The sequence below is a fragment of the Ruegeria sp. BJ5 genome (assembly GCF_056537865.1).
This window is the reverse complement of record NZ_JBQFSH010000004.1, coordinates 323,199-335,382: the sequence shown is the minus strand read 5'-3', so window position 1 is coordinate 335,382 and position 12,184 is coordinate 323,199. Positions and strand designations below refer to the sequence as shown.

The 12,184-nt window shown below is 63.2% G+C and carries 15 protein-coding genes; 2 read left to right on the top strand and 13 right to left on the bottom strand.

All coding sequences use genetic code 11. The features are described from left to right. The first annotated feature begins 29 nt into the window (after positions 1-29). The gene (locus tag ACR0NY_RS15170) at positions 30-647 is read left to right on the top strand and encodes a TetR/AcrR family transcriptional regulator (RefSeq protein WP_170341531.1); all 618 of its coding nucleotides are present in this window, start codon (positions 30-32) and stop codon (positions 645-647) included. A gap of 9 nt (positions 648-656) precedes the next feature. Here the strand turns inward: ACR0NY_RS15170 and ACR0NY_RS15165 are convergent, their stop codons facing one another. From ACR0NY_RS15165 to ACR0NY_RS15110, 12 genes are all read right to left on the bottom strand, one after another. Beyond that, on the bottom strand, positions 657-1,496 hold the full coding sequence (locus tag ACR0NY_RS15165; protein WP_170341533.1) for an EamA family transporter: 840 nt from the start codon (positions 1,494-1,496) through the stop codon (positions 657-659). Between the two features lie 175 nt (positions 1,497-1,671). Next, positions 1,672-2,307: an urease accessory protein UreG gene (ureG, locus tag ACR0NY_RS15160; RefSeq protein ID WP_170341535.1), complete on the bottom strand. Its 636-nt coding sequence runs from the start codon at positions 2,305-2,307 to the stop codon at positions 1,672-1,674. Continuing rightward, positions 2,304-2,957, bottom strand: a complete 654-nt coding sequence (locus ACR0NY_RS15155) for an urease accessory protein UreF (protein WP_254432956.1) — start codon at positions 2,955-2,957, stop codon at positions 2,304-2,306. The genes ureG and ACR0NY_RS15155 overlap by 4 nt, the downstream gene beginning before the upstream one ends. Further along, positions 2,941-3,387: an urease accessory protein UreE gene (locus ACR0NY_RS15150; protein WP_170369300.1), complete on the bottom strand. Its 447-nt coding sequence runs from the start codon at positions 3,385-3,387 to the stop codon at positions 2,941-2,943. The genes ACR0NY_RS15155 and ACR0NY_RS15150 overlap by 17 nt, the downstream gene beginning before the upstream one ends. Positions 3,388-3,401: 14 nt before the next feature. Next, positions 3,402-5,111 (bottom strand): urease subunit alpha, encoded by a 1,710-nt coding sequence (gene ureC / locus ACR0NY_RS15145; RefSeq protein ID WP_170369299.1) that lies wholly within the window; start codon positions 5,109-5,111, stop codon positions 3,402-3,404. Then, positions 5,111-5,416, bottom strand: coding sequence for an urease subunit beta (locus ACR0NY_RS15140; protein WP_170369298.1), 306 nt, complete (start codon positions 5,414-5,416; stop codon positions 5,111-5,113). The genes ureC and ACR0NY_RS15140 overlap by 1 nt, the downstream gene beginning before the upstream one ends. Then, a complete protein-coding gene (locus tag ACR0NY_RS15135) occupies positions 5,413-5,571 on the bottom strand; it encodes a hypothetical protein (protein WP_170341545.1) in 159 nt (52 codons plus the stop codon). The genes ACR0NY_RS15140 and ACR0NY_RS15135 overlap by 4 nt, the downstream gene beginning before the upstream one ends. An 11-nt stretch (positions 5,572-5,582) precedes the next feature. After that, entirely contained in the window at positions 5,583-5,885 is a 303-nt protein-coding gene (locus ACR0NY_RS15130; RefSeq protein WP_005976933.1) for an urease subunit gamma, read from the bottom strand. 1 nt (position 5,886) lies between these two features. Further along, positions 5,887-6,648 (bottom strand): urease accessory protein UreD, encoded by a 762-nt coding sequence (locus ACR0NY_RS15125; protein WP_170369295.1) that lies wholly within the window; start codon positions 6,646-6,648, stop codon positions 5,887-5,889. Positions 6,649-6,965: 317 nt separating this feature from the next. Then, positions 6,966-8,945 (bottom strand): bifunctional 2',3'-cyclic-nucleotide 2'-phosphodiesterase/3'-nucleotidase, encoded by a 1,980-nt coding sequence (locus ACR0NY_RS15120; RefSeq protein ID WP_437342590.1) that lies wholly within the window; start codon positions 8,943-8,945, stop codon positions 6,966-6,968. A gap of 223 nt (positions 8,946-9,168) precedes the next feature. Beyond that, a complete protein-coding gene (locus tag ACR0NY_RS15115) occupies positions 9,169-9,888 on the bottom strand; it encodes a glutathione S-transferase family protein (protein WP_170359490.1) in 720 nt (239 codons plus the stop codon). After that, the gene (locus ACR0NY_RS15110) at positions 9,875-10,483 is read right to left on the bottom strand and encodes an NAD(P)H-dependent oxidoreductase (protein ID WP_170369293.1); all 609 of its coding nucleotides are present in this window, start codon (positions 10,481-10,483) and stop codon (positions 9,875-9,877) included. Before ACR0NY_RS15110 ends, ACR0NY_RS15115 begins: the two co-directional genes overlap by 14 nt. A 128-nt stretch (positions 10,484-10,611) precedes the next feature. Here ACR0NY_RS15110 and ACR0NY_RS15105 point away from each other — a divergent pair, with 128 nt between their 5' ends. Further along, positions 10,612-10,977, top strand: coding sequence for a winged helix-turn-helix transcriptional regulator (locus ACR0NY_RS15105; protein ID WP_093963326.1), 366 nt, complete (start codon positions 10,612-10,614; stop codon positions 10,975-10,977). Between the two features lie 4 nt (positions 10,978-10,981). Here the strand turns inward: ACR0NY_RS15105 and ACR0NY_RS15100 are convergent, their stop codons facing one another. Next, complete coding sequence (locus ACR0NY_RS15100; protein ID WP_170341549.1) at positions 10,982-11,995, bottom strand: LacI family DNA-binding transcriptional regulator; 1,014 nt, start codon at positions 11,993-11,995, stop codon at positions 10,982-10,984. Positions 11,996-12,184 lie beyond the last annotated feature (189 nt).

The following is a 12,184-nucleotide window of genomic DNA, read 5'->3' as shown; positions in this document are numbered from 1 at the left end:
TTGTCGCAGCACCCAGCCAAGGAGACACCATGACCCAAGCCGCCACCATCGTGCGTACTGGACGGAAATTCGACCAGGTTCTGAACGGCGCCCGAGAGGTTTTCATGGCGGATGGGTTCGAAGGCGCAAGCGTCGATGATATCGCGCGCGCGGCGGGTGTGTCGAAGGCGACGCTCTACAGCTATTTCCCGGACAAACGACTTCTGTTTTCCGAGGTGGCGCAGACCGAGTGTTGCCGCATGGCTGAAAACGTGCTGGCCATGATCGACGAAACCAAACCGGTACGCGAGGCGTTGATGATCACCGCCACGCATTTGACTCGGTTTCTGGTATCGGATTTTGCGCAGCAGGTGTTCCGCATCTGCGTAGCCGAGCGTGACAGGTTCCCGGAACTGGGCAAGGCGTTCTACGAGGCCGGCCCCGCCAACGGTCAGCGCCAGATGGCCGAGTATCTGGAAAAAGCCGTGGCCAAAGGTGAACTGGCGATTGACGACGTGCATTTTGCCGCCGAGCAGTTCTCGGAATTGTGCAAGGTGCGCCTGTGGACACTCGCGGCTTTGGGGATCCAAACCCGGTTCTCGGACGAGGAAATCGAGGAAGTGGCCACCAACGCCGTTGACATGTTCATGGCGCGCTACGGCACCTGACGGATCGGCTCAGCCCGACAGTCCAACCAGCGCCACGCCCCCCGCCATCAGGATGGCGGCCCCCAGCCTGCGCACCCAATAGCCTTCGTGCAGGAAGACGAACCCGATCAGGGCCGCAAAAATCACTGAGGTTTCCCGCAACGCCGAGACCGCCCCCAGCGGCGCGAAATTCTTGGCATACAGCACCAGCCCATAAGCCAGCATCGACACGAAGCCGCCCAGGATGCCGATCGCCCAGGTGCGGGCCGGGAGTTGTGTCAGAACCTGCCGCCGTCGAAGACCCACAAAGCCGGCGATGAACAGGTGCAGAAACGCCCCCCAAGCCCAGTAGCTGAGCGTGTTTCCAGACAGCCGCACTCCGATGCCGTCCACAACCGAATAGACCGAGATGCAAAGTCCGGTACCCACCGCAAACCCCAGCGCTGCGCCGCCGACGCCTTGCCGGAGCGAGCTCCAACTGCTGAGCTGGATGCCGACCGCAATCAGACCGATGCCGATCCAGGCTTGCAGGGGCAGAACCTCATCCAGCAAAAGATAGGCCCAAAGCGCCACTAGCGCCGGAACGATGCCCCGGGCGATCGGGTAGACGACGCTGAGGTCGCCATGCTGATAGGCTTTGCCCAGCATGAAGTAATAACCGAAATGCACGACGGTGGACAAAAGGATGTAGACAAAGCTGTCGCTGCCCGGAAAGGGCAGCACAAGGATCATGACGCTGGCTGGGATCACATGCCCGAAGGCCACAAGCCCCAGCGTCGTCGTCCGGTCGCCCGCGGTTTTGACGATGGCGTTCCAGACGGCGTGCAGGATGGCAGCCGACAGAATGATCGCGACGACGAATGAGCTCACCGGCGGTCCTCAGGTGATGGGGCGGCCCCTAGAAGGATCGGCCCGGCTGCAACTTTCTCGCACCGGGCTATCGCTAGGACAGCTTCGGTGGTCGAATCCGGTTACATCGAATTGCCTTGCAGGCGCAAGGTTCCAAATTCTGGAACCGGAAACGCCCATAGTCGTGTTGAGGGTCTTACGCCGTTACACGTCGTCCGGCGCCGATGCCGGCGATCTTGTCCAACAGGTCGATGATTTCACTCGTTCCGCTGCCGCTCCGCAGGTTGGTGAATACGAATGGTCGATCGCCGCGCATCCGGGCCGCATCGCGCTGCATCACCGACAGGTCCGCTCCGACATGCGGAGCAAGGTCGATCTTGTTGATGATCAGGATTTCTGAACGGGTGATCGCGGGGCCACCCTTGCGGGGGATCTCTTCGCCCGCGGCCACGTCGATCACATAGATCGTCACATCCGCCAGTTCCGGGCTGAAGGTGGCCGACAGGTTGTCACCGCCAGATTCGATCAGAACGATCTCGACCTCGGGGTGACGGCGCACCATCTCGGCCACCGCGGCCAGATTGATCGAGGCATCCTCGCGGATCGCCGTATGCGGGCAACCTCCGGTTTCCACGCCGATCACCCGGTCCTGCGGCAGGATCTGCATGCGCATCAGCGCCTCGGCGTCTTCCTGCGTGTAGATGTCATTGGTGATCACCCCGATCGAGTGGGTGTCGCGCAGCGCGCGGGCGAGGGCGGCGGTCAGGCTGGTCTTGCCCGCACCGACCGGGCCGCCGATGCCCACCCGCAGAGGGCCGTTCATGCTGCTCATGTGCGGAAAATCCTTGGTTGTTGGGTTTCATGTTGCATGGCCGCGATCTCGGCCAGAAAGGCGGTGCCGGACAGGGCGGACAGATCGGCCTCCACTGCCGCGTGCGCCTGATGGGCGCACAAGGGCGCCATGTCCCGGACGACCCCTTGGGCAGCGGTCTGGCCCAGGGGCATCAGCCGCTGCGCAGCCGAAACAAGATTGCTGATGAACGCATGCAGATACAGCCGCGCGGTTGGCTCCACCGGCAAACCAGCCTGGCGCGCGGCGCAGCCGACGGCGACGGGGTAGGTCAGATCCGTCAGCTCGATGCCCCAGACTGCAGCCGTCACACCGCAGAAGGCCGCGCCCTGTTGCGCGGTCTCGAACCTGCGCTCGAAGGGGCCGGAGAAGGCGCGGGCCATATCGTCAAGTTCGGCCACGGCGAGCTCGGATTTCGCGCGCCAAGCGGCGGTCAGAAACAGGGCATCCGACCATCCCGCACCGTGTTCCAGCACGTCGTGCAGCCAATCCCGCAGGCTGGCCGCATCGTGCACCGCGCCCGATCGAACCAAGCGTTCCAGCCCGTGCGAATAGGCAAAAGCCCCGACCGGGTAGGCGGGTGACAGCCATTGCGTCAGCGTCAGAAGATCAAGGTCAGTGGCTGTGGCCATGCGTCCGTCCGTGCCCATAGGCGCCGCCTTCGGGGCTGAAGGGTGCGCGGATGTCCTGGACCGTCGCGCCAAGCTTCAGCAGCATGTCGCGGATCACATGGTCGCGGCGGATCATCAGGCGGGCGGGCTCGATCTGGCAGGGAGTGTGACGGTTGCCGATATGCCAGGCCAGCCGGGTCAGATCGGGGCCAGTGACGGCGAACAGATCCTCTGCGGCGGCGACCACCTCGATCAGGCGGCCATCGGCCAGTTCGAACGCATCCCCCCCGTCCAGCGAGGTCGTCTGCGACAGATCCACCAGGAACTCTTCATTCTGTGCGGTGCGCAGCATCCGGCGGCGCAGAAAGCGGTCTTCGTAGTTTAGCGTCACGGTGCCATGGGTTTCGTCCCACTGCCCGTTGCGGCGGATTTTCTGTGATGTGGCAAGCATCAGGGCGTCCCTTCTCAGAACAGGAAATAGCGTTGCGCCATGGGCAGGGTTTCGGCGGGCTGGCAAGTCAGCAATTCGCCGTCGGCGCGCACCTCGTAGGTTTCGGGGTTCACCTCGATCTCGGGCAGGGCATCGTTCAGCCGCAGGTCGCGCTTGCCGATCGCGCGTGTGTTGCGCACGGCTACGGTCTGCTTGGCCAGGCCAAGACGCGCGGCGATGCCGTCCTCCTGCGCGGCTTCCGATACGAAGGTCGCCGCGCTCTGTTCGACCGAGCGGCCATAGGCCCCCCACATCGGCCGGGAATAGACCGGCTGCGGCGTGGGGATCGAGGCGTTCGGGTCGCCCATCTGCGCACAGGCGATGGTGCCGCCCAACAGCACCATCTCGGGCTTCACGCCGAAAAAAGCGGGGCTCCACAGCACCAGATCGGCGCGTTTGCCCTCCTCGATGCTGCCGATATGGGTGCCAAGCCCGTGCGCAATGGCCGGGTTGATCGTGTATTTCGCGATATAACGGCGCACGCGGAAATTGTCGTTTTCGCCTGTTTCCTCCGGCAGGCGCCCGCGTTGTTTCTTCATCTTGTCGGCGGTCTGCCAGGTGCGGATCAGCACTTCTCCCACGCGGCCCATCGCCTGGCTGTCGGAGGCGATGATGCTGAAGGCGCCCATGTCGTGCAGAATGTCCTCGGCCGCGATGGTCTCGCGCCGGATGCGGCTTTCGGCAAAGGCCACGTCCTCGGGGATGGATTTGTCGAGATGATGGCAGACCATCAGCATGTCCAGATGCTCTTCGACAGTGTTCACGGTGAAAGGCCGGGTCGGGTTGGTCGAGGAGGGCAGCACATGCGCCTCGCCGCAGATCTTGATGATGTCGGGGGCGTGGCCGCCGCCCGCGCCCTCGGTATGGAAGGCGTGGATCGTGCGGCCCTTCATGGCGGCCACGGTGTTTTCGACAAAGCCGCTTTCGTTCAGCGTGTCGGTGTGGATCATCACCTGCACGTCCATCTCGTCGGCCACCGACAGGCAGCAATCGATGGCCGCCGGGGTGGTGCCCCAGTCCTCGTGCAGTTTCAGGGCGCAGGCCCCGGCCAGGACCTGTTCGCGCAGAGCCGCCGGTTGCGAGGCGTTGCCCTTGCCCGCAAAGGCCAGGTTCATCGGAAAGGCATCGGCCGCCTGCAGCATGCGCCCGATATGCCAGGGGCCGGGCGTGCAGGTGGTGGCCAGCGTGCCATGCGCCGGGCCGGTGCCGCCGCCCAGCATGGTCGTCAGGCCGGAATGCAGCGCATCCTCGATCTGTTGCGGGCAGATGAAATGGATGTGGCTGTCGAACCCGCCAGCGGTCAGGATGCGGCCCTCGCCCGCGATGGCCTCGGTGCCGGGGCCGACGATGATATCGACGCCGGGCTGCGTGTCGGGGTTGCCCGCCTTGCCGATCTTGGCGATGCGCCCATCCTTGAGGCCCACATCCGCCTTGTAGATGCCCGTCCAGTCTACGATCAACGCATTGGTGATGACGGTGTCCACCGCCCCTTCGGCGCGGGTGGCCTGAGACTGGCCCATGCCATCGCGGATCACTTTGCCGCCGCCGAACTTGACCTCTTCGCCATAGGTGGTCAGGTCGCGCTCGACCTCAATGATCAGGTCAGTATCGGCCAGCCGCACCTTGTCGCCCGTGGTGGGGCCGTACATGGCGGCATAGTCGGAACGTTTGATCCGGGCTGGCATCAGAGGTCTCCCATGACTGCGCCGTTGAACCCGAAGACACGCCGCGCGCCGCTGATCGGGATCAGTTGCACCTCGCGCTTTTGGCCGGGTTCGAACCGCACGGCGGTTCCGGCGGCGATGTCCAGCCGCATGCCGTGGGCGGCGGCCCGGTCGAAATCCAGCGCCGGATTGGTTTCGGCGAAATGATAGTGCGAGCCCACCTGCACGGGGCGGTCACCGGTATTGGCCACTATCAGGGTGATTGCAGCCGCGCCCGCGTTCAGCTCGATTTCGCCGGGGGCGGTGATGACCTCTCCGGGGATCATTTGCGCGCCTTCAGCCAGAATGCGACGCCGCCGATCGCCAGCAGCAGGACCAGCACCAGCCAGGTGCCCGAGTCATGCGGGTGCAGGTGCGGCCCGTCATGCGCCAGCGCGGGCGCGGCCATCAGGGCGAAGGGCAGGGAAGCCAGGTTTCTCATCGTCATCTCCTTCAGCGGATGGGGTTGTGGACGGTGACCAGCTTGGTGCCGTCGGGGAACGTCGCCTCAACCTGCACCTCGTGGATCATCTCGGGGATGCCGTCCATGCACTGATCGCGGGTGATGACCTGCGCGCCGGCCTCCATCATGTCGGCGACCGAGCGGCCGTCGCGGGCACCCTCGACCACGGCATCGGTGATCAGCGCGATGGCCTCGGGGTAGTTCAGGCGCACGCCTCGGGCCAGGCGCTTGCGCGCCACCTCTGCGGCCATGGCAATCAGCAGTTTGTCTTTTTCACGCGGCGAGAGTTGCATGTCAGATCATCCAGGGTCTTGGCAGGGAATTGCGGGTCAGCCGGTTCAGTAACGGCACAAGGGTCTGGCGCAGCGTGAAACCGTCGGGCGCCAGCAGGCGCATCAACAGCATGTCGTCACCCACAAGGCTGACGCCGCCGGTGTCAGGCAAGGCCGCGCGGATCGGGTCCAGATGCGCGGCGGCATCCGGGCGGATCAGTATCAGGCTGCTGAGCGCGCCTGCGCCGTCGCCAACGCCCGGCCGGGCCACTTCCGCCGCCAGATCACCGGTCAGACGCAGCGCGTCCAGATGGGCCAACCGGCCCGCGCGCCAGATTTCGATGCGGTCTTGGAAGTGGGCCGCAGTAATCCGCTCGCCCATCGCGGCGCGTCCGAAGATCAGCGATTCCACCAGCAGCAGGCCGGCATCAGGGGCCAGATCGGCGCGCAGGCAGCGGTCGATCGAGCAACCATCGAAAAGGATCGTCTCCTGCGGCAGCCAGTTCAACTGGCCGCCTGCCGCCACGGTCAGATGCGTCCGAATCCGGCCCGGGGTTACTCCGGACGCGCGATAGGCGCGCTCGGCGGCCTGCGTGGTCAGGGTCAAATGTGCATCTGGCTGAGCGGTGGCGGAAAGGTCAAAACTGTCTCCGCCGGTGACGCCGCCGGCGGTATTGACCAGAACGGCCTGCATGTCCGAGCCATCACGCCGAGGAAACAGCAGCTTCAGCGACCCTTGCTGGCGCAGGTCCTGCAACTCGGTCCGGCCAGCGCGGCCAACCACGGACACAACACCCCGCCCAACAGCACGGGGAGGCGCGGCGATCGCTTGCGCGGGAGTTATTGCGGACAAAGAGGTTATCGGAAGCTCCGGGCAAAAGGACTGTCGGATGCGAAAGCACCACAGCCTTTTCCTGGTGTCAGTGCAGCACGGCAGAGGCAATTGGTTGAGAAAACTCGTTCGCCCTATTTCTGAGCATTTTTTCCCCTATCGCCTGAAAAATAAGCATCCCGCCAATGCGTGTGATAATCCGGCCTTCAGCCACAAACCAAGAGAAAAGGGCGGCCAGATTGGCCGCCCGATCCGGTGTCTGTCGCCGGTCAGAGCGTGATGCGGAAGGCCGCGAAACCGTCGGCCCCGTCGCCTGCGTCTTCCAGCGCCAAACCTTTGACGTCGCTGATGTAATCGCGCGCCTTGGGACCGGTTTCGAACAGAACCGTGGTGCCGCCCAGCGGTGCGAAGGACCAGTTGCCGTCGGCTTTGGGGTCGATCGTGCCTTGCTCGACGATATAGCGCACGATCACGTCGCGGTTGGTGTCGGGGGCCTCGAACACGATGGTGTCGCCCATCGCGCCCGGGAACGATCCGCCGCCCGAAGCGCGGTAGTTGTTGGTGGCGATGATGAACTCCATGTCGTCGGTCACCGGGGCACCGTTGAACTGCAGGTTCACGATGCGCGCCGCATCAGGTTTGACCTCTTCGCCCTTCGGGCCAAAGCGCGAGGGCTGAGACAGGTCGATCTGATAGGTCACACCGTCGATCACGTCGAAGTTGTAGGACGGGAATTCGGGGTTCAGCAGCAGCGCATCCTTGGCGCCCGGCTCGATCTGGTTGAACATCCCGGCCGAACGCTCCAGCCAGCCGCGCAGTTGCGCGCCGTTCACCCGCACCGCGCGCACGGTGTTGGGATAGAGATACAGGTCGGCCACGTTCTTGATCGCCACATCGCCCACCGGCACGTCGGTATAGTATTCCGGGCCACCCCGGCCACCGGCCTTGAACGGCGCCGCGGCCGACAGGATCGGCAGACCCTCGTGCTCGGTGCCTTTCAGCATCTCCTCAACATACCATTTCTGCGCGATCGACACGATCTGGACCGAGGGATCATCGGCCACCAGCGCGAAATAGCTGTGCAGCGGGGCCGAGGTCTTGCCCACCGCGCGGCGCACATAGGCCAGCGTTTCCTCGTGGTCCCGCGCGACCGAGGCCAGCACCTTTGGGTCGTCATCGACCAGCGCGGTGATCGAGCGGTCTTCGTTGCGCTTCGAGATCGGCCGCGCCTCGGAGGTGGTGGTAACCACGCGCCATTCGTTGCCGTCGCGTTCCAGCAGCAGGTCGAGCACGCCCAGATGCGACCCCCAGAACCCGCCCATGACGGCCGGCTTGCCCATCAGCGTGCCCTTGTCCACGTCAACTCCGGCACGGTCGGCGAAGGTGGGCGAGGGGAAGACCAGGTGGTTGTGCCCGGTCACAAGCGCGTCGATGCCATCGACCCCGGCCAGCGGGACCGAGGCGTTCTCCATCCCGTCCGCGTGATCGGCCGCGCCGATGCCCGAATGCGACAGGGCCAGGATCAGATCGCAGCCTTGCTCTTTCATCTCGGGCACATAGGCTTTGGCGGTCTCGACGATGTCGCGGGCCTGCACGTTGCCTTCCAGGTGGCGGCGGTCCCAGTTCATGATCTGCGGCGGGGTGAAGCCGATGACGCCGATGCGGATCGGCTGTTTGCTGCCATCGCCCAGCTCGATCTCGCGATCGAGGATGACATAGGGCTGCACCAGTGTCTTGTCCGCGCGGGGGTTTGCGCCCTGTTTCTTGGCGATATTGGCCAGCACGATCGGGAACTGCGCCCCGGCCAGCGATTTTTCCAGAAAGCTCAGGCCATAGTTGAACTCGTGGTTGCCCAGCGTCGCGGCATCATAGCCCAACGTGTTGAACGCGTTGATGATCGGGTGGGTGTCGCCGTCGTTCATGCCACGCTCGTAGGCGATGTAGTCGCCCATCGGGTTGCCCTGAAGAAAGTCGCCATTGTCGACCAGCATCGAGTTTGTGGCCTCGGCCCGGATCTCGTTGATGATCGAGGCCGCGCGTGACAGGCCCACCGTATCGCGCGGCTTGTCGGCATAGTAGTCGTAGGGAAAGACGTGAACGTGAATGTCGGTCGTTTCCATGATCCGCAGATGCGCCTGGTTGCTTGCGGCGGCGGCAGAAAACGGGTGCAGGGAAACCATGGCGACGCCGGCCGTGGTGGTGGCCAGGAATTGACGCCGCGACATCGCGAATTTGCTGGATAGGGTCATGAGGCACCTCTCGAAATAAATTGGTCGACGCATCATCTGAACGTTTATGACGACAATGATGTGACAGCGCGGCCCGAGGGGATCACCCAGCGCGCCGATGGTTCAGACTGACCGCTTTTGACACCCGAGTAAAGCGTCCTCCCGGCCATCGACCTGCGCGCGGGCGGTGCGGCGCCCAAGGTGCTGTGGTGCGGGCCCGGGCTAGGGAGCCCGGGCCGCGGCCTCAGTCCTTTTTCACGTCACCGGCAAACCGCGCGGCGTTCTCCCGCGCAAAGGCGCTGGCATCAGCCGAGGCATCCCAGAACTGGGGATTGGCCTTGGGAATGGTCAGCGCCTTCTGCACTGCGGGGCGGGCATCGATGCGGTCGAACCATGCGTTCAGATGCGGAAGGTCATCGACCTGAACCCGCGCCCAGACATAGGCCCGCGCCCAAGGGAACAGCATCATATCCGCGATCGTGTATTGCCCCGCCGCGATCCAGTCGCGCCCATTCAGACGATCATTCATCACCTCCATCAGGCGGCGGCTTTCGTCCACGTAGCGGCGGATCGAGAATGGTTCGGTATGGCCATTGGGGGCAGCAATGTGCTGGAAATACATGGCTTGGCCCATCATCGGACCCACATGCCCGACCTGGAACAGCATCCACTGCATCACCTCGGACTGCTGCATCGGATCTGAGGGCAGGAACTGACCGTATTTCTGCGCGAGGTGCCACAGGATTGCGCCGCTTTCGAAAATCGCGCGACCTTCGGCCCGGTCCTCGATCACCGGGATCTTGCCATTGGGGTTCAGCGACAAGAACGCCGGCGTCTTTTGTTCCTGTTTGGAAAAGTCGATGGGGGTCAGGTCGTACGGTACGCCTGCCTCTTCCAGGAAGATCACCGGTTTGTAGCCATTCATCGTGGCCGCGGTGTAGAGGTGAATGTCAGGCTGCGACATGCGCGATCTCCTCGAAATGCTCTTTCAGATGCGCGTCGAACCGCTGGAAATCCTGCTCGATCCGGGGGTTCTTCATCACGTCGAAAGCCGCGAAGGTGGGCAGGGGCTGCATCGCCAGAAACTTGGCGTTCAGGTGCATGGGCCACAGCAGGTCATCGACGCTGGCCCCGGCAAAGAACGGCTCGGCGGGGTTGTCGAACGCCTCGCTCGGGGCGTTGAAGGTGACCGACAGCATGTATTTCGTCCCGTGCAGCAGGCCACCGGTGCCGTAATTGGCCTTGGGCGCCTCGGCGGTCCGGCCGTCGCCGGCCAGCAGCCGGCCGTCCATGCCCGCGGTGTAGACCTCGTCGAGGTACTTTTTGAACACCCACGGTACACCCATCCAATTCACCGGAAACTGCATGATGACCACATCCGCCCAGACATGGGCGTCGATCTCGGCATTGATGTCGTACCCTTCAGCAACCGTGGTCACGCGCACCTCGTGGCCCATACCGGCCAGTGCGTCCTGCGCCCGTTGCACCAGCGACGCATTCAGGCGGCCGGGCGCGAATTCATAAGGCTGCGTACCGTTCACGATCAGGATCTTGTTCATGTCCATATCCTTGGTTTTGAAACTGCTTGCCCCTTGACTTCGGTTGGGGTGAAACCGAACTTGAGAACGGCAGTGATGAATTGCAACCAGTTTACTTTTTGTAACCTGAAACTGGACTGGAGTAGGCGATGCGTGCCCGTATCGAACAGGACGACCAAGGAAAGCGGCAAGCGGTGGATGCGTGCCGCGAACCATGCCCCATCGAGCGCGGCATGCGGATCATCGGTGGCAAGTGGACCGGGTCGATCCTGTGGCACCTCAAAGACGAGCCAGTGCGATTCAATGACTTGGCGCGGATGATCGGCGGCGCCAGCAAAAAGATGATCGCCGAACGCCTGCGCCAATTGGAGCAACAGGGCCTGGTACTCCGCCAAGTGCTCGAAACCTCACCGGTTTCAGTGCAGTACTCCGTGACCGAACGTGGACGCACCGCGCTGGGTTTTCTGGACGAGCTGCGGAAGTGGAGCGAGACCTTGCCGGATACGCGCGCCTGATCCGTCAGCGGTCCTTCTGCAGCGGCCCCGTGGTTTCCCGTGCGATGAACCGGGCTGAAACTTCGGACACGATTACCGGCATATCAGGGTCTTTTATCCTGTCCAGCAGAGTGCGCGCGAGCTTGCGGCCCAACCGCTTTGGCGAAACCGCCATGGTACTGAGCGCGGGAATTGCGACCGAGGCATCCTCGGTATCGTCAAATCCAACAATCGAAACATCCCGCCCCGGCTGCAACCCAGCCCGCATCAAACCGAAACACGCCCCCAAAGCGACCATGTCCCCATTGCAGACCACCGCCGTGACCTCTGGATGGGCGTCATGCAATTTCAGCATCTCCTGCATACCCGCACGCTTGGTGTCAGGTGAGGGCCAGATGATCGGCGGACCCAAAGACAAGTCCTGCAGCGTACGCTGGTACCCGGATATGCGCTGCTTTCGAACGGGGTTCATGCCAATACCGCCGAAAAATGCTATGTGTCGATGCCCAAGATCTGCCAAGTGATTTGTCGCGGTCGCGGTCGCCTCGGCATTTCTGATGCCCACATGATCAAAATCGGGGCTGACATGGCGCAGAAAGGTCACCGTCGGCAAACCATGCGTGCGCAAAAGTTGAAGGGTTTCTGCCGTGGTCTCCAGCGCAGGCACCCACAGCAGGCCGCCGCGCCCATTGCGGATGAAATCCCGCAATTGCTTGCCCTGCCGGTCCGCGTCGTCGCGCGTGTCCAGGATCGAAACCAGATACCCCTCGGCCTCCAACAGTTCGACCGCTCCGCTGACGACTTCGGCGTTGAACGGGTTTGCGAACTGGTTCAGAACGAACCCGATTTCCCTGTTCTCGCCCGATCGCATCGACGCCGCGCGCGAGTCAGTGACATAGTGCAGGTCCTCGGCCGCCTGCAGCACTTTCTTGCGGGTCTGCTCGGAAATCCGCCCGGTGCCGCGCATCACCTGACTGACCGTCGGGATCGAGACTCCGGCGGCTTTGGCGACACTGGCGAGGGTGGGTTTGGCGGGCATTTCTCGGACTTCTGATATATCGTTGCATCATCAAAATGCCCAACCCACATGGGTATTGCAACGAGCAATTCCTACGAACTTCAAAACTTTGGGCCAACCAATTGGAAAATATTCGTTGACGCAAGATATATCGTTATACCATGCTAATGGCATCGCCTGGGGTGAGTCGTCGCACGACAAGCGCAGCAA

What these genes read in the sequence shown, in the direction of transcription:
- ACR0NY_RS15150 (WP_170369300.1), bottom strand. Translation starts at nt 3,387, where the DNA reads ATGCTTGCCACATCACAGAAAATCCGCCGCAACGGGCAGTGGGACGAA.
- ACR0NY_RS15100 (WP_170341549.1), bottom strand. Translation starts at nt 11,995, where the DNA reads ATGCCCGCCAAACCCACCCTCGCCAGTGTCGCCAAAGCCGCCGGAGTC.
- ACR0NY_RS15110 (WP_170369293.1), bottom strand. Translation starts at nt 10,483, where the DNA reads ATGAACAAGATCCTGATCGTGAACGGTACGCAGCCTTATGAATTCGCG.
- ureC (WP_170369299.1), bottom strand. Translation starts at nt 5,111, where the DNA reads ATGCCAGCCCGGATCAAACGTTCCGACTATGCCGCCATGTACGGCCCC.
- ACR0NY_RS15115 (WP_170359490.1), bottom strand. Translation starts at nt 9,888, where the DNA reads ATGTCGCAGCCTGACATTCACCTCTACACCGCGGCCACGATGAATGGC.
- ACR0NY_RS15120 (WP_437342590.1), bottom strand. Translation starts at nt 8,945, where the DNA reads ATGACCCTATCCAGCAAATTCGCGATGTCGCGGCGTCAATTCCTGGCC.
- ACR0NY_RS15170 (WP_170341531.1), top strand. Translation starts at nt 30, where the DNA reads ATGACCCAAGCCGCCACCATCGTGCGTACTGGACGGAAATTCGACCAG.
- ACR0NY_RS15140 (WP_170369298.1), bottom strand. Translation starts at nt 5,416, where the DNA reads ATGATCCCCGGAGAGGTCATCACCGCCCCCGGCGAAATCGAGCTGAAC.
- ACR0NY_RS15135 (WP_170341545.1), bottom strand. Translation starts at nt 5,571, where the DNA reads ATGAGAAACCTGGCTTCCCTGCCCTTCGCCCTGATGGCCGCGCCCGCG.
- ACR0NY_RS15130 (WP_005976933.1), bottom strand. Translation starts at nt 5,885, where the DNA reads ATGCAACTCTCGCCGCGTGAAAAAGACAAACTGCTGATTGCCATGGCC.
- ACR0NY_RS15105 (WP_093963326.1), top strand. Translation starts at nt 10,612, where the DNA reads ATGCGTGCCCGTATCGAACAGGACGACCAAGGAAAGCGGCAAGCGGTG.
- ACR0NY_RS15155 (WP_254432956.1), bottom strand. Translation starts at nt 2,957, where the DNA reads ATGGCCACAGCCACTGACCTTGATCTTCTGACGCTGACGCAATGGCTG.
- ureG (WP_170341535.1), bottom strand. Translation starts at nt 2,307, where the DNA reads ATGAGCAGCATGAACGGCCCTCTGCGGGTGGGCATCGGCGGCCCGGTC.